Origin of the sequence: Allobosea sp. CS1GBMeth4, assembly GCF_900185715.1 — a bacterium.
Taxonomy (GTDB): Bacteria; Pseudomonadota; Alphaproteobacteria; order Rhizobiales; family Beijerinckiaceae; genus Allobosea.
In genome coordinates, this window is record NZ_FYAS01000022.1 from 54202 (window position 1) to 73856 (window position 19655).

Annotated in this window: 18 protein-coding genes; 3 read left to right on the top strand and 15 right to left on the bottom strand. The window is 67.4% G+C overall.

Translation table 11 applies throughout. The annotated features are described in order from the left end of the window. Positions 1-46 precede the first annotated feature (46 nt). Positions 47-937 (top strand): NAD(P)-dependent oxidoreductase, encoded by an 891-nt coding sequence (locus CS1GBM4_RS13300; RefSeq protein WP_186419208.1) that lies wholly within the window; start codon positions 47-49, stop codon positions 935-937. 7 nt (positions 938-944) lie between these two features. Here the strand turns inward: CS1GBM4_RS13300 and CS1GBM4_RS13305 are convergent, their stop codons facing one another. Next, positions 945-1949, bottom strand: a complete 1005-nt coding sequence (locus tag CS1GBM4_RS13305) for a substrate-binding domain-containing protein (protein WP_244607214.1) — start codon at positions 1947-1949, stop codon at positions 945-947. A gap of 185 nt (positions 1950-2134) precedes the next feature. Between CS1GBM4_RS13305 and CS1GBM4_RS13310 the strand changes: the two genes are divergently transcribed. Beyond that, the gene (locus CS1GBM4_RS13310) at positions 2135-3037 is read left to right on the top strand and encodes an NAD(P)-dependent oxidoreductase (RefSeq protein ID WP_186419210.1); all 903 of its coding nucleotides are present in this window, start codon (positions 2135-2137) and stop codon (positions 3035-3037) included. Positions 3038-3171: 134 nt separating this feature from the next. Here CS1GBM4_RS13310 and CS1GBM4_RS13315 read toward each other — a convergent pair whose 3' ends face one another. The 5 genes from CS1GBM4_RS13315 to CS1GBM4_RS13335 all read right to left on the bottom strand — a co-directional run bounded on the left by CS1GBM4_RS13315 (position 3172) and on the right by CS1GBM4_RS13335 (position 8357). Next, positions 3172-4089 carry a DMT family transporter gene (locus CS1GBM4_RS13315; RefSeq protein ID WP_244607215.1) on the bottom strand — a complete coding sequence of 306 codons (918 nt, stop codon included), beginning with the start codon at positions 4087-4089 and terminating at the stop codon, positions 3172-3174. Positions 4090-4308: 219 nt separating this feature from the next. Next, positions 4309-4782 (bottom strand): MarR family transcriptional regulator, encoded by a 474-nt coding sequence (locus tag CS1GBM4_RS13320; protein WP_186419211.1) that lies wholly within the window; start codon positions 4780-4782, stop codon positions 4309-4311. Between the two features lie 81 nt (positions 4783-4863). Then, positions 4864-5457 (bottom strand): NAD(P)H-dependent oxidoreductase, encoded by a 594-nt coding sequence (locus CS1GBM4_RS13325; protein WP_186419212.1) that lies wholly within the window; start codon positions 5455-5457, stop codon positions 4864-4866. Between the two features lie 8 nt (positions 5458-5465). Continuing rightward, complete coding sequence (locus tag CS1GBM4_RS13330; RefSeq protein ID WP_186419213.1) at positions 5466-6893, bottom strand: FAD-binding oxidoreductase; 1428 nt, start codon at positions 6891-6893, stop codon at positions 5466-5468. A gap of 135 nt (positions 6894-7028) precedes the next feature. Then, positions 7029-8357, bottom strand: a complete 1329-nt coding sequence (locus tag CS1GBM4_RS13335) for a cytosine deaminase (protein ID WP_186419214.1) — start codon at positions 8355-8357, stop codon at positions 7029-7031. Positions 8358-8586: 229 nt separating this feature from the next. On the opposite strand from CS1GBM4_RS13335, the gene folD reads away from it, so the two are divergent. Further along, positions 8587-9441, top strand: a complete 855-nt coding sequence (folD, locus tag CS1GBM4_RS13340; RefSeq protein ID WP_186419215.1) for a bifunctional methylenetetrahydrofolate dehydrogenase/methenyltetrahydrofolate cyclohydrolase FolD — start codon at positions 8587-8589, stop codon at positions 9439-9441. 23 nt (positions 9442-9464) lie between these two features. On the opposite strand, the gene CS1GBM4_RS13345 is transcribed toward folD, so the two are convergent. The 9 genes from CS1GBM4_RS13345 to mdh form a co-directional block, all read right to left on the bottom strand. Continuing rightward, on the bottom strand, positions 9465-9809 hold the full coding sequence (locus tag CS1GBM4_RS13345) for a HepT-like ribonuclease domain-containing protein (RefSeq protein ID WP_186419216.1): 345 nt from the start codon (positions 9807-9809) through the stop codon (positions 9465-9467). Beyond that, the gene (locus tag CS1GBM4_RS13350; protein WP_186419217.1) at positions 9809-10105 is read right to left on the bottom strand and encodes a nucleotidyltransferase family protein; all 297 of its coding nucleotides are present in this window, start codon (positions 10103-10105) and stop codon (positions 9809-9811) included. Before CS1GBM4_RS13350 ends, CS1GBM4_RS13345 begins: the two co-directional genes overlap by 1 nt. A 174-nt stretch (positions 10106-10279) precedes the next feature. Further along, a complete protein-coding gene (gene lpdA, locus CS1GBM4_RS13355; RefSeq protein WP_186419274.1) occupies positions 10280-11680 on the bottom strand; it encodes a dihydrolipoyl dehydrogenase in 1401 nt (466 codons plus the stop codon). Continuing rightward, positions 11680-12024 (bottom strand): nucleotidyltransferase domain-containing protein, encoded by a 345-nt coding sequence (locus CS1GBM4_RS13360; protein ID WP_186419218.1) that lies wholly within the window; start codon positions 12022-12024, stop codon positions 11680-11682. Before CS1GBM4_RS13360 ends, lpdA begins: the two co-directional genes overlap by 1 nt. A 9-nt stretch (positions 12025-12033) precedes the next feature. Continuing rightward, on the bottom strand, positions 12034-13305 hold the full coding sequence (odhB, locus tag CS1GBM4_RS13365) for a 2-oxoglutarate dehydrogenase complex dihydrolipoyllysine-residue succinyltransferase (protein ID WP_186419219.1): 1272 nt from the start codon (positions 13303-13305) through the stop codon (positions 12034-12036). Between the two features lie 39 nt (positions 13306-13344). Continuing rightward, positions 13345-16302: a 2-oxoglutarate dehydrogenase E1 component gene (locus tag CS1GBM4_RS13370; RefSeq protein WP_186419220.1), complete on the bottom strand. Its 2958-nt coding sequence runs from the start codon at positions 16300-16302 to the stop codon at positions 13345-13347. A gap of 145 nt (positions 16303-16447) precedes the next feature. Beyond that, positions 16448-17332: a succinate--CoA ligase subunit alpha gene (gene sucD, locus CS1GBM4_RS13375; RefSeq protein ID WP_186419221.1), complete on the bottom strand. Its 885-nt coding sequence runs from the start codon at positions 17330-17332 to the stop codon at positions 16448-16450. Between the two features lie 9 nt (positions 17333-17341). Then, positions 17342-18538 carry an ADP-forming succinate--CoA ligase subunit beta gene (gene sucC, locus CS1GBM4_RS13380; protein WP_186419222.1) on the bottom strand — a complete coding sequence of 399 codons (1197 nt, stop codon included), beginning with the start codon at positions 18536-18538 and terminating at the stop codon, positions 17342-17344. A 112-nt stretch (positions 18539-18650) separates the two neighbouring features. Next, positions 18651-19613, bottom strand: a complete 963-nt coding sequence (gene mdh, locus CS1GBM4_RS13385; RefSeq protein ID WP_186419223.1) for a malate dehydrogenase — start codon at positions 19611-19613, stop codon at positions 18651-18653. Positions 19614-19655 lie beyond the last annotated feature (42 nt).

A 19655-nucleotide genomic window follows, 5' to 3' on the forward strand; every position in this document is an offset into this window, starting at 1 on the left:
GGATGGGCGGCCGCCCCGCCGCCCTCATAGCCGAGGCCAGAGATCAGTGACTTCCATCGCCTTCGTCGGGCTCGGCGCCATGGGTGCGCCGATGGCCGAAAACCTCGTCAAGCGACAGTTCCGCGTCACCGGCTTCGACATGCGCGAGAGCGCCCGGGCCGCGCTCGCCGCCGCCGGCGGGATCGCCGCCGACAGCGCGGCCGCGGCGGCCCGGGGCGCCGATGCGCTCGTTCTGATGGTGGTCAACGCCGCCCAGGCCCGGTCCGTGCTGTTCGACGCCGGCGCGCTGGCGGCGCTGGCGCCCGGCGCCACGGTCATCCTGATGGCGACCTGCCCGCCGGGCGAGGTCGAGGCCATGGCCGATGCGGTGACGCAGACCGGCCGGCATTTCGTCGACGCGCCGGTTTCGGGCGGCGTGAAGGGCGCCGAAGGCGGCACGCTCACCATCATGGTGGGCGCTCCGGCGGAGAGCTTCGCCAGGGCGAGGCCGGTGCTCGACGCCATGGGCGACAAGGTCTTCCATGTCGGCGAGAAACCCGGCCAGGGCGCGACGGTGAAGACCGTCAACCAGCTGCTCTGCGGCGTCCACATCGCGGTGGCGGCGGAGGCGCTCTCGCTGGCGCAGAAGGCGGGCATCGACGGCGCGCTGCTCTTCGAGATCCTCGGGGGCTCGGCCGCCTCGTCCTGGATGCTGAAGGACCGCGGCCCGCGCATGCTCGAGGACGAGCCGCCCGTCGCCAGCGCCGTCGACATCTTCGTCAAGGATCTCGGCATCGTCCTCGATGCCGGCCGGGCGGCCAAGGCGGCGCTGCCGCTCGCCGCGGCCGCGCACCAGATGTTCCTCGCCGCCTCGGGCCTCGGCCATGGCGGGCGCGACGACTCGCATGTCGTGCGCGCCTACCGGGCGCTGAACCGCAAGCCCGACGGTGATGCCTGAGCCTGCCTCAGCGCCGCGTCTTCGGCGCTGCCGTGGTCTGGCGCACGACGAGCTCGGGCGTCAGGACGACGCGCTGCGGCGGCGCCGACGGGTCGGCGATCCGGCGGATCAGCATCTCCGCGGTCTTGCGTCCCATCTCGTCCTGGAAGTTCTTGACCGTGGTCAGCGCCGGATACCATTGCGAGGCTTCCTGAACATCGTCGCAGCCGATGATCGAGAAGTCCGCGCCGGCCTCCAATCCGCGATGACGCAGGCCGAGCATCGCGCCGAAGGCGGTGAGGTCGTTGAAGCAGACGGCGGCGCTCGGCGGATTCTCCGCGTCGAGCACCTTCTGGACACCCTTGAGGCCATTCTCGCGCGTGCCATAGGCCGAGTAGACGATGGTGGGGTCGAGCGGCAGGCCGTGTTTCGCCAGCGTCTCGCAATAGCCGCTATAGCGGTTGCGGCCGGTCGAGATCAGCGGGCTCTCGCCGAGGAAGGCGATGCGGCGATGGCCGAGGCCGATCAGGTGCTCGACGGCGAGCACGGTGCCGTGCCGGTCGTCGGAGCCGACGAAATCGAGCCCGATGCCGGGGATCTCGCGCGAGAGCTGCACCAGCGGCACATGCGCCGCCATCAGGTGTTGCAGGGTCTCGGCCGTGCTGCCGCCGGCCGGGCAGATGATCATCCCGTCGGGACGGTATTCCTTCAGCGTGTTGAGGACCCGGTCCTGCCGCTCGAGATTCTCGGCATAGGTCCCGAGCAGGATCGAGCGGCCATGCGCCGCCGCCGTTTCCTCGATCGCCGCGAGCAGCTCGGCGAAATAGGGATTGGTGATGTCGTGGAAGCCGACGCCGAGGATATTCGTGCGGTCGGTCCGGAGCGAGGCGGCGCTGCGATTGTAGCTGTAGCCCATCTCGCGCGCGATCTGCTGGACGCGCAGGCGCGTGCCGTCGGCGACGAGCGGACTCTCGCGCAAGGCGAGCGACACGGTCGCCGTCGAGACCTCGAGCCGGTCAGCGATGATCTGCAAGGTAACGCGCCCGCGCCCACCCGGTTTCACACCCGCCCTGCCCGGCCCCGAGGGGTCGCGCGGGTGTCCGTCATTCGCCATCAATCGCTTCTCCTGAAGCCTCGAAGCCGCAGCACTCAACCAATTCTTGGTCAAATCGTTCCGCATTTCCTTGTTCCATCTCATAGAATTCGGAGAAACTGAAGATGAGCACGACTAAAGAATCGATCGGCTTCATCGGCGTCGGGTACATGGGCCAGGGCATGGCGAGCTGCATTCTCGCCAAGGGCTACCCTCTCGTGGTCATGGGCCATCGCAACCGCCGGCCCGTCGAGGAGTTGAAGGCCGCCGGCGCCGAGGAAGCGGCGACACCGCGCGAACTCGCCGGGAAGGCGGACATCATCTTCCTTTGCGTCACCGGCTCGCCGCAGGTCGAACAGGTCGTCGATGGTCCCGACGGCATCGCCGCCGGCGCGAGGCCCGGCACCATCATCGTCGACTGCTCGACCTCCGATCCCGTCTCGACCGTGGCCTTGGCGGCTCGTCTCTCTGCCATGGGCCTGCACCTCTGCGACGCCCCGCTCGGGGGAACGCCCGCTCAGGCGAAGCTCGGGCAGCTCTCGACGATGATTGGAGCCGACAGGGCGGTTTTCGAGCGCATTCGCCCCGTCTGCGAAGCCTGGGCCCAGAAGATCGTCCATCTCGGCCCGGTCGGGGACGGTCACAAGATGAAGCTGCTCAACAACTTCCTCTCGCTCGGCTACGGCGCGATCTACGCCGAGGCCCTCACGCTCGCCCAGAAGGTCGGGATCGCCCCGCAGACCTTCGACAGCGTCATCTCGGGCGGCCGGATGGACTGCGGCTTCTACCAGACCTTCATGAAATACGTGCTGGAGCGCGACCGCGACGCCCACAAGTTCACGCTCTCCAACGCCTTGAAGGACGTGCGCTATCTGGAGAGCCTCGCCAATGCCGCCGGGGTTCCCAATCCGGTCGGCGGAGCGGTCAAGAACCTCTATGCCGCCGCCGTCGCCAGCGGCAGGGGCGAGGACTACGTGCCGATGCTCTCGGACTTCGTCGCGGCGCAAAGCGGCGTGTCGCTCGGCTGAGCGCGCGGCCTGTGCCGAAGCGGGACCGGCCCGGACCAGGGTTGTGCCGAACGGGGCCGCCTGTCGCCATTTCCGGTGCAATACCGTCATGAAGGCCTCCATCCATGGTGGAGGCCTTCAAGGAGCGTGCCGGATCAGTCCAGCCGGGCCGAGCCCTCGGGCACGGCCCGGATGCGCTCGCGATAGAGCAGATAGAGGCCGGAGGCGATGACGATCCCCGCGCCGATGAACGTGAAACGGTCGGGGATCTGGCCGAAGACGAACCAGCCGAGCAGGATCATCCAGACGATCTGGGAGTAAACGAAGGGCGCCAGGATCGTCGCCGGCGCGCGCTGATGCGCCAGGATCAGCAGCCAGTGGCCGAGCGCGCCGAAGAAGCCCGTCGCGCACATCAGCAGCCAGCTCTGCCAGCCCGCGGGCCAGGACCAGAACAGCGGCAGGAGCGGCAGCATCAGGACGACTCCGCCGATCCCAGAATAGAACATCGTCGTCTGCGGCGAGTCGCTCGACGCCAGCATGCGCGTCGACAGGCTGTACAGGGCGTAGCAGAAGCAGCCGCAGACGCAGAGCAGCGCAGCCGGATGCAGCCCCCCGAGCCCCGGCCGCGTCACCACCAGCACGCCGAGGAAGCCGACGCCGATCGCCAGCAACCGGCGCGGCCCGGCCCATTCGCCCAGCAACGGCCCCGCCAGCAGCGCGACCAGCAGCGGCGCCGCGAACATGATCGAGACCGTCTCTGCCAGTTGCAGGTACTGCAGCGCCACGAAGTTGAGCCCGGTCGAGCCGAGCAGCAGCAGCGAGCGGACAGCTTGCAGCCAGGGGCGCCGGGTCCGGGTGATTCCGGGATGGCTCCAGGGATTGAGCAGCAGCGAGACCAGCGCGACGCTGATCACATAGCGCGCCAGGACGACCTGCATCGGATGCATCGTCCCGCCGAGCCATTTCGCGCTGGCGTCGAGCAGGGAGAAGCAGATGATCGCCCCGCTCATCAGGGCGATGGCGGTCAGGCGTGTCCGGCGCGTATCGGGAAGCGGAGCGGGAGCGGCCGACAAGGCTCTTGTCTCGTCATGCCGGCCCGCCTTCCGATCGGCCGAACGGCCGGTCGATCAGACTCCGTGCCAGCCCGGGTTGGTGGAGCGTGCCCTGATCGCGAAAGCGGTCTCCACTTTCGCGGAACATGCTCTGGAGGAATGACGAGACATCAGTGAACCGATTTAAGGCGCGACACCAGCCTGCCGACGCATGCAGGTCATGCCGGTGGCGCGACCGCCTCAGGCCGCGTCCTCGGTCTCCTCCTCCGCCTCCTCGACATCGGCTCCGGCCTTGGAGAGCCCCTTCGCCGCCTTGCGCAGCAATTTGCGCAGCTGCTTGCGCTCCTTCGCGTCGAGCTTTTCGAGCAGCTCTTCCTCGACCTGGTTCCAGACCGCGTCGAGCGCGGCGGCGGTCTTCTGCCCGTTCTCGGTCAGCGCCACCTGGACCAGCCGGCCGTCCCGGCCGCCGCCCTCGCGCGTCACCAGCCCCTGCAGCGAGAGCCGGCCGATCGTCTTGGACACGGTCGGCGGCTTGACCCGCAGCAGGGTCGCGAGCTCACCCATCGTCATCGGCGCGGCCTGCAGCGATTTCAGGGCCTGCTCCTGGCCCGGGAAGAGCCCGAGCGCATTGAGGCGCTCGCCCATCCGCGCCCGGTGCAGCCGGGCGGTCACCAGCAGGGCACGGCCGACGCTTTTTTCGAGGGACTTGGTCATGAGCCGGCCCTTGGAAAAGATTGCGGATACGCTTCGCCGGCTGTGCAATCGCGCGCCTTCATGACAGGCTGATGACAACTGTCAGACAGGCTGTTGAATCCGCGCGATTTCCCTCTCCACCCTGGACAGAAACGCCGCCCGGCTCTCCGGCGTCGAGCGGTTCATGTCGTAATGCGCGAGATAGGAGACTCGCGCCGCCGGATGGCACACCGCCCGCAGGCCACGCTTGATCTGCCGGCGCGGCGGGTCGCCCATCAGGAACGTACGCCAGCGCGAGCCGCCATAGGTCGTCACCGTCGTCAGCCGGCGAATATTCCAGAGGTTCGGGCGAATCGAGCCGTCGACCAGCTTGAACGAGACGCCGGGCAGGAAGACGCGATCGAAATAGCCCTTCAGGATCGCCGGGTAGCCGTAGTTCCAGACCGGGAAGCATAGGAACAGGGCGTCCGCCCGCAAGAGACGGTCGACATAGCCGGCTACGGCGTTCCGGTTGCTGGCGAGGTCATGATAGCCGGCGCGCTCCTCCCGGCTCAGCACCGGGTCGAAGCCTTCGGCGTAGAGATCGCAATCGTCGACCTCATGCCCGGCCCGGCGCAGGCCCGAGACCACCGTCTCGTGCACGGCCGCCCCGAAGCTCGCGGGATCCGGATGCGCGTAGAGGACGAGCGCGCGCATCGCCCGGCTCAGGCCCCGACACCGGCTTCGCCGAGGCTGCGGAACAGGAAGGTCCGGCCCGAGCGGTAGTCGTAATCGGGATCCTCCCAGGCGATCATCTTGCCGGGATTCAGCAGGCCCTGCGGGTCGGCCTCGCGCTTGAAGGCGAGCTGGACCGCATCGGTCTGCTTCATCCCGCCCTCCTCCAGCGTGTAGCGGTGCGGGTTGAAGATCGGCGCCCCCATCTCCTCGTGGATCGCCATGATCTCCTCGAGCCGCTCCTCGCTGGTGAAGCGCACCAGCGGCAGGCCGAAGCAGGTGACCTTGCCGTCGAAGCGGACGAATTCGAGATGGCAGGAGACCTCGTCGCCGAAGCGGGCGTGGATCCTGTCGACGAGCTCGACCTGGTTCGGGAAGGGATAGAGCACCTGCAGATAGGTGATGGCGGGGTCGACGCGCAGCGCCCGCAAGGTGGTGTGGTTCCAGGCGAGCTCGTAGGTCGGCGGCAGGCCCTTCGCCTCCTCCTGCGTCAGCCTGTCGGACCGCATCAGCAGCTGCGAGCCGCCGAAGCGGCGCGCGAAGGCGAGCATGGCCTCGACCGCGAAATCGGCGACCATCACCAGAACGCAATGGCTGCCGCGCGGCAGGAACTTCCTGTGGCGCAGGAAATAGTCGTGGGGCGCGGGCGCGGCGACCACGGCGAGGTTCTTCAGCGCCAGCCCGTCCTGCTCTCCGAGCGCATTGGCGAATTCGGCCGCGGCCCGTAGCTCGTCGAAGCCGAGGATCACGTCGACCCAGGCATAGGCCGGCCCGAGCGGCATCTCGACCTGCGTGATGATGCCGTTGGTGCCATAGGCATGGGCGACCTTGTGCAGATCCTCGCCCTGGAGCGCCAGGATGCGCGGCGTGCCTTCCATGGTCGCGACGCGCAGCGAGATGATGTTGCCCCAGTCGCGCAAGCCGCCCCATTTGATCGAGCCGACGCCGCCCGAGCCGCCGGCGATGAAGCCGCCGACGGAGGCGGTGTGATAGGTCGACGGATGCAGCCTGATCTCCTGGCGCGAATGCGCTCGCGTCTGCTGATCGATCTTCGCCAGCACGGCTCCGGGCTCGGCGACATAACGCCCCGCCTCGATACCGGTCACCTTGTCGAAGCCGGAGAGGTCGAGGACGATGCCGCCCGAGAGCGGCATGGCCTGGCCGTAATTGCCGGTGCCGGTGCCGCGCGGCGTCACCGGTATGCCGAGCGCATGCGCCGCCGCGAGCGTCTCCAGCACCTCGGCCTCGCTCGTGGGCGAGACCACGATGTCGGCGACGACATGGTCGAGCTGGCGCTTCAGCCGCGGCGAATACCAGAAGAAATCGCGGCTCTTCTGCTTCACCAGCGCCGGATTGTCCTCGGTGCGGATGCCGTTCAGGCGGCGTTTGAGGGCGTCGATATCGTAGCGTGCGGTCATGCGGAGCGTTCCTGTGGCGTCATGCTCGCCCTTGTGGCGAGCATCCGCGTCTTGAACACGCCCTCGACAAAGGAAGACGTGGATGCTCGGGACAAGCCCGACCATGACGGGAAGAGGGAGCGGCGGATGACATCGTCAGGTCGCACTCGCCATCAGGCGATCGAGTTCGCGATAATCGGGCAGGCTTCGGTCGATGGCACGGCCGGCGACCAGCACGGTCCGGTCGGCCTGTGGCCGGGCGAAGAACTCGGTCCAGTCGCGGGCGCGGGTCAGGATCAGGTCGGCAGAGCCGCCCACCGCAATGCGGCCAACTCCTGAAAGCCCCATGACATCGGCCGGTGTCGCCGCGATCGCCTTCGCCCAGTCGCGATCCGAGTGATCGAGCTGGAGGATGCGGGTGCCCTCGCGCAGCGTCTCGACGAGGTCGAGATCGCCATAGGCGTAGAACGGGTCCCGGGTGTTGTCGGAAGCGATCGTCACCGGAACGCCGGCCGCCTTGAGCTCGTGCAGCGCGGTGACGCCACGCCAGCGCGGCGTGCGCCCGGGCTGGCGATCCTGCAGGTACATGTTGCACATCGGCAGCGAAACCACGGCGATGCCGGCCTCGCGCACCTTGGCGATGATGCGCGCCTCGTCCTGCGGCTGCTGCAGCGCGAGCGAGCAGCAATGCCCGGCCAGGATCCTGCCCGGGAAGCGGTGCCGCAGCGCCGCGTCGGCGATGTGCTCGAGCGAGCGCGCCGCAGGGTCGTTGGTCTCGTCGACATGGAAGTCGAGTTCGAAGCCGTGCTCGATCGCGCTCCGGAACAGCGTGTCGAGCGCAGCATCGAGCTCGGGTATCATGTAGGTCACGGCGCCGAGCAGATTGTCGCCATGGGCCGTGACGGCGCGCACGATCGCCGGCAGATGCGCGGGATCGGCGAGCGCATCGACGCCGAACAGCGGCGACGCCTGCAGCGCGATGCGCCCGGCCCACTCGGCCCGCAATTCGGCATAGACCGGCCAGGAGATCCCGATCTGCTTGCCGAGCGAGTCGAGATGGGTGCGGATCGCCGCCGTGCCATGGGCATAGGCGCAGCGCAGGCCGAATTCCATGCGCGCCCGCACGTCTTCCGCGGACCAGTTCGCCTCGCGATCGGCCGCGACCGCGTTGAGCGCGCCCATGAAGCTGCCGTCGGGATTGGGTCGGCGCGGCCAGATATGGCCCTTGTCGAGATGGGTGTGAACGTCGACCAGCCGCGGCAGCACGATGCCGCCGTCGAGATCGCACGCGGCCGCGCGATCGAGGGCGGGCGTTCCCGCCGGCAGGACCGAAGCGACGATGCCGTCCTCGAGGGCGATGTCGAGCAGGGCGAGGCCGTCGCGATCGCTCGCCAGGGTGCCAGCCTCGACCAGGCAGGCGGGAGCCCGGGCATTGCGCAAGACATAGCTGCCTGAAGCGGGGATCGCCGCAAAGCCGGTGGTCACGTCGCTGTCTCCGGCTGGCACGCCGCCTTCTGAATCGTCCTTCGACCATGCTGGCTCGGCGCGTCCCGATCAAGCGGCGCCCAGGACATGGCCCACCCCTCGCGCGTGGAGAAGCGAAGGCGGAGCCTGCAGGCAAGCGGGGCATCGATGCCGGCGAGCGCGACGGCTCTTGTCGGTTCCGTCGCGATGCAGCATGAGGACCACTCGACTGCGTAGGACGGAGCTGGTCATGACGGCACGCATCATCGACGGCAAGGCGGCGGCGGCAGAGCTGCGCGCCGAGATCGCCCGCGAGGTCGCAGCGCTCAAGGCCGCCGGCAAGCCGGTTCCCGGCCTGCACGTCGTCCTCGTCGGCGAGGACCCGGCGAGCAAGGTCTATGTCGCCTCCAAGGAGAAGCTGGCGGCCGAGGTCGGCATGAACTCGGTCGCGCACCGTCTGCCGACCGAGACCACCGAGACGGCGCTGCTCGCCAGGATCGCCGAGCTCAACGCCGATGACGGCGTCGACGGCATCCTCGTCCAGCTGCCTTTGCCGAAGCATATCGACACCGGCAGGATCATCGACGCCATCGACCCGGCCAAGGATGTCGACGGACTGCACCCGATCAATGCCGGCCTGCTCGCCGGCGGCAAGGCCGGCCTGGTGCCCTGCACGCCGCTCGGCTGCATGCTGCTCCTGAAGCAGGCGCTGCCCTCGCTCGCGGGGCTGGAGGCCGTGGTGATCGGCCGCTCGGAGCTCGTCGGCCGGCCGGTCGCGCAGCTCCTGCTTCAGGCCGACTGTACCGTCACCATCGCCCATTCGCGCACGCGTGACCTCCCGGGCGTGGTCAAGCGCGCCGACATCGTCGTCGCCGCGGTCGGGCGCCCGCGCATGGTCAAGGGCGACTGGATCAAGCCGGGCGCCACGGTGATCGATGTCGGCATCAACCGCATGCCCGACGGCAAGCTCGCCGGCGATGTCGACTATGCCGAGGCGGCCGAGATCGCCGGCGCGATCACGCCGGTTCCCGGCGGCGTCGGCCCGATGACCATCGCCTGCCTACTGCGCAACACGCTGACTGCCTATCGCGCCCGACGGGGCTGATCTTCAATCGCCGCGATAGTCGCTTACGAGGAGGCACGCCGAAACAGATCCTCGACTGCGGCGCGGAGAGTGGGGAGGTCGTCCGCGGCGATTGACCAGACCAGCGCCGGATCAACGCGCCAATATTCGTGCCTGATCCTGTTGCCGATCGCGCGGACATCATTCCAGGCGATGTCCGGCCGCATTGCGAGCAAGGCATCGGGAAGATGCCGAACAGCTTCGGAAATGATTTCCAGCGACCGCTCCGTGGCCCGCTGCAGAAAAAGCGACGCCGCGAACGATGCTCGGGTATGGCCGGCAAGCTCATGCTCGATGAGCGCGATCGCGTCGAGGATTTCCTCAAGGACGACATCGCTTCGGCGCGCCATCAGAAGACTTGGATCGCTTCCCGCTCGATCTGCGCCCGGAGCTTGGGATGCAGGCTCGATCGCGTCGTCAGATCGATGGCGACACCGAGCTCTTCCGTCAGATAGCGCTCCATTCCGACGAGATCGAGCAGCGAGAATTTCCGGCCAGGATCGACGTCGATGAAAATGTCGACGTCGCTGTCTTCCCTTGCCTCGTCGCGAGCGGTCGACCCATAGACGAACGCGGCCAGTGCGCCACGATCACGCAAGGCCTTGGCGCGGCAGACCAACTCGGCGGTGGCTTCGTCACGGGTCATGGCACCGATCTTATATCGGATCAGCTATGAACCAAAGCAAATGGCCAGAGGGTAGTCGCCCAAACCGTCATGGTCTGGCTTGGCCCGACATCTCAGGACGAGAGGGCGCCCTGTCCTGCACGAGTTTCCCGGGTCGGCGCTGGGCGCCGCCCGAGAATGACAGGTCCGGCCCGCTCACATATGGATCGGGCGCTTGTCGACGGCGAGCGCCGCTTCCTTGACCGCCTCGGCCAGCGTCGGATGGGCGTGGCAGGTCCGGGCCAGGTCCTCGGACGAGCCGCCGAACTCCATCAGCACGGTCACCTCGGCGATCAGGTCGCCGGCATGCGGGCCGATGATATGGCAGCCGAGCACTTTGTCGGTCGCCGCATCGGCGAGGAACTTGACGAAGCCGTCGGTGTGCTTCATCGCCCGCGCCCGGCCATTGGCCGTGAACGGGAACTTGCCGACCTTGTAGGCGACGCCCGCGGCCTTCAGCTCCTCCTCGGTCTTGCCGATCGCGGCGACCTCGGGGGCGGTGTAGACGATGCCGGGAATCGCGTCGTAGTTCACATGGCCGTGCCTGCCGGCGATGATCTCGGCGACGGCGACGCCCTCATCCTCGGCCTTGTGCGCCAGCATCGGCCCGCGCACCACGTCGCCGATCGCGTAGATGCCCGGGACATTGGTCTTGAAGTGCTCGTCGATGACGACGCGGCCGCGCTCGGTCGCGACGCCGGCCTTGTCGAGGCCGAGCCCGTCGGTGTTCGGACGGCGGCCGATCGCGACCAGCACGATGTCGGCGTTGAGCGTCCTGGCCTCGCCGCCGGCGGCGGGCTCGACGGTGACGGTGGCGCCGCCCTTCTTGCCGGTCTCGACCTTGGTGACCTTGGAGCCGAGATGGAAGGCGAAGCCCTGCTTCTGCAGGATGCGCTGGAACTGCTTGGCGATCTCGTCGTCCATGCCGGGCAGGATGCGGTCGAGATATTCGACCACCGTGACCCTGGCGCCGAGCCTTGCCCAGACCGATCCGATCTCGAGGCCGATCACGCCGGCGCCGACCACCAGCAGCTCCTTCGGCACGGCGGACAGCTCGAGCGCCCCGGTCGAGGTCACCACCGTCTTCTCGTCGGTGGTCACACCCGGCAGCGCCGCCGATTCCGAGCCGGTGGCGATGACGATGTTCTTGGTCGAGAGCTCCTGCGCCTTGCCGTCCTCGGCGGTGACGACGACCTTGCCGGCGGCCGGGATCGCGGCCGTGCCGTGGAACGCCTCGATCTTGTTCTTCTTCAGCAGGAAGGCGACACCGTTGACGTTGGCGTCGATGGTCTCCTGCTTGTGGACCATCATCTGCTTCAGGTCGAGCTTCGGCTTGCCGACGCCGATGCCGAGACCTTCGAAAGTATGGCCGGCCTCCTCGAACATCTCGGAGGCGTGCAGCAGCGCCTTGGACGGGATGCAGCCGACATTCAGGCAGGTGCCGCCATGGGTCTTGCGCTTCTCGACCACCGCGACCTTGAGGCCGAGCTGGGCGGCGCGGATGGCGCAGACATAGCCGCCGGGGCCGGTTCCGATGACGACGAGATCGTAGGACATCATGCCTCTTCCGTGTTCCGGCGGAAAATCTGCCGCCCATCTTTCTTCAAAGCAGGCGCAACAATTGTTGTTGCGATGTCTGCGTCACCAATATCGAGGTCCACTTGCACAGGAAGCAGGGTCGCCAATTCGGCTTTCCACTCCCTGGCACACTCAATCCATGCGCCCAAACGTTCGCCTTCCTCTCCGGCGGACATGATGACTGCCAGATCAAGGTCACTATCGTGCCGGTGATCGCCGCGCGCCCGACTGCCAAACAGCCAGAGCTCGGCAATCTCTCCCTTACCGTGAGCCCACAACGCGAGAGTGCGACACCAGCCCCCTAGTTCGTCTCGGCCCGTCAAACTTACGCCTCACAGATCGAGCACGAGGCGGGCCGGATCTTCCAGGCCTTCCTTGATGCGCACGAGGAAGGTCACGGCCTCCTTGCCGTCGATGATGCGGTGGTCGTAGCTGACCGCCAGATACATCATCGGCCGGATCTCGATCTTGCCGGCGACCACCACCGGACGTTCCTGGATCTTGTGCATCCCCAGGATCGCCGATTGCGGTGCGTTCAGGATAGGCGTCGACATCAGCGAGCCGTAGACGCCGCCATTCGAGATGGTGAAGGTGCCGCCCTGCATCTCCTCGATCTTGAGGGCGCCGTCCCGCGCCTTCTTGCCGAACTCGCCGATCTTCTTCTCGACGCCGGCGATCGAGAGCTCGTCCGCATCGCGCACCACCGGCACGACCAGGCCCTTCTCGGTGCCGACCGCGACGCCGATGTGGTAGTAGTTCTTGTAGATGATGTCGGTGCCGTCGATCTCGGCGTTGACGGCCGGGATCTCCTTCAGCGCCTGCACGCAGGCCTTCACGAAGAAGCCCATGAAGCCGAGCTTCACGCCGTGCTTCTTCTCGAACACGTCCTTGTACTGGTTGCGCAGCGCCATGACGTTGCTCATGTCCACCTCGTTGAAGGTGGTCAGCATGGCGGCATTGCTCTGCGCCTCCTTCAGCCGGCGCGCGATGGTCTGGCGCAGCTTGGTCATCTTGACCCGCTCTTCGCGCGAGGCGTCGTCCGGAGCCGACGGGGCGCGGACCTGGACCGGAGCGGCGGGCGCCGCCGCGGTTACGGCAGGACCGGTCGCGATCGCGGCCAGCATGTCGCCCTTGGTGACGCGGCCGTCCTTGCCGGAGGCGGAGACCCTGGACGGATCGACGCCGCTCTCGGCCGCGAGGCGGGCCACGGCCGGGCCGGAATCGGCCGCCTTGGTCGCGGGCCTGATCGCGGGCTCGCCGGCGACCGCGGCGGTCTTCTTCTCGGCCTCGGCGACCGAGCCGTCGCCGGCCTTGCCCGCCGCCTGCGCGACGGCGGTATCGCCCTTCGCCGCCGAGGCCTTGCCCTCGCCCGCCGAGATCGAGCCGAGCAGCGCGTTGACGCCGACCGTCTCGCCCTCCTTGGCGACGATCTCGCCGAGCACGCCGGCGGCCGGCGCGTTGACCTCGAGCGTGACCTTGTCGGTCTCGAGCTCGACCAAGGGCTCGTCCGCCTTCACCGCGTCGCCCGGCTTCTTGAACCACTTGCCGATGGTGGCCTCGGAAACGGATTCGCCGAGGGTCGGAACGCGGATTTCGGTCGCCATGTCAGGCCTCTTCTCGTGTCTCTTGGATCAGGCGTCGGATCAGGCCGCGAAGGCCTCGTCCAGGAAGGCATTGAGCTGGGCGGTATGCTTCGACATCAGGCCGGTCGCTGTCGCCGCCGAGGCCGGACGGCCGACATAGCGCGGCCGCTTCGACTTCGAGCCGGCATGGCCCAGCACCCACTCCAGATAAGGCTCGACGAAGGTCCAGGAGCCCATGTTCTTCGGCTCTTCCTGGCACCAGACCACGTCGGCGCCCTTGAAGCGCGCCAGCTCGTGCGCCAGCGATTTCAGCGGGAACGGATAGAGCTGCTCGACCCGCATCAGATAGACATCGTCGATGCCGCGCTTCTCGCGCTCCTCCAGCAGGTCGAAATAGACCTTGCCGGAGCAGAGCACCACGCGGCGGATCTTCGAATCCTTGACCAGCTTGGTGGTCGACCTGCCGCGCTCGGCGTCGTCGTGCAGCACGCGGTGGAAGGTCGAGCCCTCGGCCAGCTCGCCGAGGTCGGAGACGCAGCGCTTGTGGCGCAGCAGCGACTTCGGCGTCATCAGGATCAGCGGCTTGCGGAAGTCGCGCTTCAGCTGCCGGCGCAGGATGTGGAAATAGCTCGCCGGCGTCGAGCAGTTCGCCACCTGCATGTTGTCCTCGGCGCACATCTGCAGGAAGCGCTCGAGGCGGGCCGAGGAGTGCTCCGGCCCCTGGCCCTCATAGCCGTGCGGCAGCAGGCAGACGAGGCCGGACATGCGCAGCCATTTCCGCTCGCCGGAGGAGATGAACTGGTCGAACACCACCTGCGCACCATTGGCGAAGTCGCCGAATTGCGCTTCCCACATCGTCAGGGCGTTCGGTTCCGACAGGGTGTAGCCGTATTCGAAGCCGAGCACCGCCTCTTCCGAGAGCATCGAGTTGATGACCTCGTAGCGGGCCTGCCCCTCGCGGATATGGTTCAGCGAGGTATGGCGCGCCTCGGTCTCCTGATCGATCAGCACCGAATGGCGCTGCGAGAAGGTGCCGCGCTCGCAATCCTGGCCGGAGAGACGCACCGGGTTGCCGTCGAGCAGCAGCGAACCGAAGGCGAGCGCCTCGGCCGTCGCCCAGTCGATGCCCTCGCCGCTCTCGACCGCCTTGCGGCGGTTGTCGAGGAAGCGCTGGATGGTTCGGTGGAGGTTGAAGCCCTCCGGCACCTCGGTGATCTTGCGCGTGATCTCCTTCAGCACCTCCGCCGGAACGCCGGTGGCGCCGCGGCGCGGATCGTCCTCGTCGGCCCGGATCGCCTTCATGCCGGCCCAGCGGCCGTCGAGCCAGTCGGCCTTGTTCGGCTTGAACGACTGGCCGGCCTCGAACTCGACCTCGAGCTTCTCCTTCCAGGCGGCGCGCATCTGCTCGAGCTCGCCGGGCTGGATCACGCCCTCGGCCTCGAGCTTGGCGCCGTAGAGCTCCAGCGTCGTCTTGTGGCCGCGGATCTTGCGGTACATCAGCGGCTGGGTGAAGCCGGGTTCGTCGCCCTCGTTATGACCGAAGCGACGATAGCAGAACATGTCGATCACGACCGGCTTGTGGAACTTCTGCCGGAACTCGATCGCGATCTTGGCGGCGAAGACGACCGCCTCCGGATCGTCGCCGTTGACGTGGAAGACCGGCGCCTCGACCATCTTCGCCACGTCCGACGGATAGGGCGAGGAGCGCGAATAGCGCGGATAGGTGGTGAAACCGATCTGGTTGTTGATGATGAAGTGCAGCGAGCCGCCGGTGCGGTGCCCCTTCAGCCCCGACAGGCCGAGGCACTCCGCGACGACGCCCTGCCCGGCGAAGGCGGCGTCGCCATGGATCAGCAGCGGCAGCACCTTGGAGCGCTCGACGATGTCGCCGAACTGGTCCTGCTTGGCCCGCACCTTGCCGAGCACGACCGGGTCGACGATCTCGAGATGCGAGGGGTTGGCGGTCAGCGAGATATGGACGTTGTTGCCGTCGAACTCGCGGTCGCTGGACGCGCCGAGATGGTACTTGACGTCGCCCGAGCCCTCGACTTCGTCGGGGGCGAAGGAACCGCCCTTGAACTCGTGGAACAAGGCGCGATGCGGCTTGCCCAGCACCTGGGTCAGCACGTTGAGGCGGCCGCGATGGGCCATGCCGAAGACGATGTCGCGCACGCCGAGCGCGCCGCCGCGCTTGATGATCTGCTCCAGCGCCGGAACCAGCGCCTCGCCGCCGTCGAGGCCGAAACGCTTGGTGCCGGTGAACTTGAGGTCTAGGAACTTCTCGAAGCCCTCGGCCTCGACCAGCTTGTTGAGGATCGCGCGCTTGCCCTCGCGGGTGAAGGCGATCTCCTTGTCCGGGCCCTCGATCCGCTCCTGCAGCCAGGCCTTCTGCTCGGGATCGGAGATGTGCATGAACTCGATGCCGATGGTCTGGCAATAGGTCCGCTGCAGCACCGCGATCATCTCGCGGATCGTGGCGAACTCCATGCCGAGCACATGGTCGATGAAGATCTTGCGGTCGAGATCGGCCTCGGTGAAGCCGAAGGCCGCCGGGGACAATTCCTCCGGGTCCTTCCGGCTCTCGATGCCGAGCGGATCGAGCTGGGCGTGGAGGTGGCCGCGCATGCGGTAGGCGCGGATCAGCATGATCGCGCGCACCGAATCGCGCGTCGCCTGCTGGACGTCGGCGGCCGACAGCGTCGCGCCGGCGGCCTTGGCCTTGGCGCCGAGCTTCTCGCCGACGGCCTTTTCCACCGCCGCCCAATTGCCGTCCAGGGCCGAGACCAGCTCGCCGCTGGCCGGGACCGGCCAGTTCGGCCGCTTCCAGGACGCGCCCTTGGCGTTGTCGACGATCGCCTGCCTGTCGTCGTTCAGCGCGGCGAAGAAGCCCTGCCACTCCGCATCGACCGACTTCGGATCGGCCTGATAGCGGGCGTAGAGATCCTCGATATAGGCCGCGTTGCCGCCATAGAGGAACCCGGTCTGGGCGAGAGCCTCGTTGATGTCCTGGCGAGCCATGATCGTCCTGCCTTCCTCTCCGTCATCCCGGGGACGGCGCAGCCGGAACCCGGGATCCATAGCCGCGACAGCACCCTTGCTGCCGCGAACTGTGTTCATGGGTTCCGGGCCCGCGCCTGCGGCGCGTCCCGGAATGACCCGTTACTCAGCCCTTCAAGACTTCGACCAAGGTCTTTCCAAGGCGCGCCGGCGACGGCGAGACCCGGATGCCGGCCGCTTCCATCGCCGCGATCTTGTCCTCCGCGCCGCCCTTGCCGCCGGAGATGATCGCGCCGGCATGGCCCATGCGGCGGCCCGGAGGCGCCGTGCGGCCGGCGATGAAGCCGACCATCGGCTTCTTGCGGCCGCGCCTGGCCTCGTCCTTGATGAACTGCGCCGCGTCCTCCTCGGCCGAGCCGCCGATCTCGCCGATCATCACGATCGAGGTGGTCTTCTCGTCGGCGAGGAACATCTCCAGCATGTCGATGAACTCGGTGCCCTTGACCGGGTCGCCGCCGATACCGACCGCCGTGGTCTGGCCGAGGCCCTCATTCGTGGTCTGGAACACCGCCTCATAGGTCAGCGTGCCCGAGCGCGAGACGATGCCGACCGAGCCGGGCTTGAAGATGTTGGCCGGCATGATGCCGATCTTCGACTCGCCGGCGGTGACGATGCCGGGGCAGTTCGGCCCGATCAGGCGCGACTTCGAGCCCGAGAGCGAGCGCTTGACCTTGACCATGTCGAGCACCGGGATGCCCTCGGTGATGCAGACGATCAGCGGGATCTCGGCGTCGATCGCCTCGCAGATCGCGTCGGCCGCGCCCGGCGGCGGGACGTAGACGACCGAGGCCGTCGCGCCGGTCTTCTCCTTCGCCTCGGCGACCGTGTCGAAGACGGGCAGGCCGAGATGCAGGCTACCGCCCTTTCCGGGCGAGGTGCCGCCGACCATCTGCGTGCCATAGGCGATCGCCTGCTCGGAATGGAAGGTGCCGTTCTTGCCGGTGAAGCCCTGGCAGATGACCTTGGTGTTCTTGTCGATCAGGATGGACATCGGTTTACCTCAAGCCTTCTTGATCGCAGCCACGATCTTCTGCGCCGCGTCGTCGAGATCGTCCGCCGGGATGACGTTCAGACCGGAGTCGCGGATGATCTGCTTGCCTTCCTCGACATTGGTGCCCTCGAGGCGCACCACCAGCGGCACTTCGAGGCCGACCGCCTTCACCGCCGCGATCACGCCGCGGGCGATGACGTCGCATTTCATGATGCCGCCGAAGATGTTGACGAGGATGCCCTTCACCTTCGGGTCGGCGGTGATGATCTTGAAGGCCGCGGTGACCTTCTCCTCGGAGGCGCCGCCGCCGACATCGAGGAAGTTCGCCGGGCTTTCCCCGTAGAGCTGGATGATGTCGAGCGTCGCCATGGCGAGGCCGGCGCCGTTGACCATGCAGCCGATCGTGCCGTCGAGCGCGATATAGGCGAGATCGTACTTGGACGCCTCGATCTCCTTGGCGTCCTCCTCGGTCTCGTCACGCAGCTCCATCAGCTCGGGATGGCGGTAGAGCGAGTTCGAATCGAACGAGACCTTGGCGTCGAGGCACTTGATCTGGCCCTGCGTCGTCACGATCAGCGGGTTGATCTCGAGCATCGCCATGTCCTTGCCGACGAAGGCGGCGTAGATTTGGCCGAGCACGCTCGCAGCCTGCTTGGCCTGGTCGCCGGTCAGGCCGAGGGCCTTGGCCACGGTGCGGCCGTGATGCGGCATGATCCCGGTCGCGGGGTCGACCGAGAAGGTCTTGATCTTCTCGGGCGTGTCATGGGCCACGGCCTCGATGTCCATGCCGCCCTCGGTCGAGACGACGAAGGCGACCCGCGAGGTCTCGCGGTCGACCAGCGCCGAGAGATAGAACTCCTTGGCGATGTCCGAGCCGTCCTCGATGTAGAGGCGGTTGACCTGCTTGCCGGCCGGGCCGGTCTGCAGCGTCACGAGCGTGTTGCCGAGCATCTCCCTGGCGTGGCTCTCGACCTCCTCGATCGACTTGGCGAGCCGCACGCCGCCCTTGGCGTCGGCCGGCAGCTCCTTGAACTTGCCCTTGCCGCGCCCGCCGGCATGGATCTGGCTCTTCACCACATAGAGCGGCCCGGGCAGCTTCCTGGCCGCCTCGACGGCCTCCGCCACCGACAGCGCCGGGAAGCCGGCGGAGACGGGCGCGCCGTATTCGCGGAGAACCGCCTTGCCCTGATATTCGTGGATGTTCATGTGCTTGATCCCGTTCGGTGGGGCAGTCGGCAGTCGGCAACCGGCGGTCGATCCGGAGCGAGCGGGCCGGGTATCCCCGACTGCCTGCTCCCGACCGCCGGCTGCCGTTACCTCACGCCAATGACGAATCGATGCTCTTGCAGGCGTCGATCAGGCTCTGCACCGAGGCGACCGACTTCGCCAGCATCTCCTTCTCGGCGCCGTTGAGACGGATCTTGACGACCCGCTCGACCCCCTTGGCCCCGATCACCACCGGCACGCCGACGAACATGTCCTTGACGCCGTACTGGCCCTTCAGCGCCGCCGCCGCCGGCAGCACGCGCTTCTGGTCCTTGAGATAGCTCTCGGCCATGGCGATGGCCGAGGCCGCCGGAGCGTAGAAGGCCGAGCCGGTCTTGAGCAGGTTGACGATCTCGCCGCCGCCCTTGCGGGTGCGCTCGACGATGGCGTCGAGGCGCTCCTGCGTCGTCCACTTCATCTTGACGAGATCGGGCAGCGGGATGCCCGCGACGCCGGAATAACGCACCAGCGGCACCATGTCGTCGCCATGGCCGCCGAGCACGAAGGCCGAGACGTCCTTGACCGAGACCTTGAACTCGTCGGCGAGGAAATGGCGGAAGCGGGCCGAATCGAGCACGCCGGCCATGCCGCAGATCATGTTGGGCTTCAGGCCCGAGAACTTCTGCAGCGCCCAGACCATCGCGTCGAGCGGGTTGGTGATGCAGATCACGAAAGCCTTGGGGGCGTACTGCTTGATGCCCTCGCCGACCGACTTCATCACCTTGAGGTTGATGCCGATCAGGTCGTCGCGGCTCATGCCCGGCTTGCGCGGCACGCCGGCGGTGACGATGATCACGTCGGCGCCCTTGATGTCCTCATAGGACTGCGTGCCCTTGTAGGCGGCGTCGAAGCCGTCGACCGGGGCGGACTCGGCGATGTCGAGGCCTTTGCCCTGGGGGATGCCCTCGGCGATGTCGAATAGGACGACGTCGCCCAGTTCCTTGAGGCCGGCGAGGTGAGCGAGCGTGCCGCCGATCTGTCCGGCGCCGATGAGGGCGATCTTCTTGCGGGCCATTGCCGAATCCTTGTTGTTGGATGCGAAAGCAGGTGAAGCCGA

Coding starts and splice junctions, on each gene's coding strand:
- CS1GBM4_RS13310 (WP_186419210.1), top strand. CDS start 2,135: ATGAGCACGACTAAAGAATCGATCGGCTTCATCGGCGTCGGGTACATG.
- CS1GBM4_RS13320 (WP_186419211.1), bottom strand. CDS start 4,782: ATGACCAAGTCCCTCGAAAAAAGCGTCGGCCGTGCCCTGCTGGTGACC.
- CS1GBM4_RS13325 (WP_186419212.1), bottom strand. CDS start 5,457: ATGCGCGCGCTCGTCCTCTACGCGCATCCGGATCCCGCGAGCTTCGGG.
- CS1GBM4_RS13330 (WP_186419213.1), bottom strand. CDS start 6,893: ATGACCGCACGCTACGATATCGACGCCCTCAAACGCCGCCTGAACGGC.
- folD (WP_186419215.1), top strand. CDS start 8,587: ATGACGGCACGCATCATCGACGGCAAGGCGGCGGCGGCAGAGCTGCGC.
- CS1GBM4_RS13345 (WP_186419216.1), bottom strand. CDS start 9,809: ATGGCGCGCCGAAGCGATGTCGTCCTTGAGGAAATCCTCGACGCGATC.
- CS1GBM4_RS13350 (WP_186419217.1), bottom strand. CDS start 10,105: ATGACCCGTGACGAAGCCACCGCCGAGTTGGTCTGCCGCGCCAAGGCC.
- lpdA (WP_186419274.1), bottom strand. CDS start 11,680: ATGTCCTACGATCTCGTCGTCATCGGAACCGGCCCCGGCGGCTATGTC.
- odhB (WP_186419219.1), bottom strand. CDS start 13,305: ATGGCGACCGAAATCCGCGTTCCGACCCTCGGCGAATCCGTTTCCGAG.
- CS1GBM4_RS13370 (WP_186419220.1), bottom strand. CDS start 16,302: ATGGCTCGCCAGGACATCAACGAGGCTCTCGCCCAGACCGGGTTCCTC.
- sucD (WP_186419221.1), bottom strand. CDS start 17,332: ATGTCCATCCTGATCGACAAGAACACCAAGGTCATCTGCCAGGGCTTC.
- sucC (WP_186419222.1), bottom strand. CDS start 18,538: ATGAACATCCACGAATATCAGGGCAAGGCGGTTCTCCGCGAATACGGC.
- mdh (WP_186419223.1), bottom strand. CDS start 19,613: ATGGCCCGCAAGAAGATCGCCCTCATCGGCGCCGGACAGATCGGCGGC.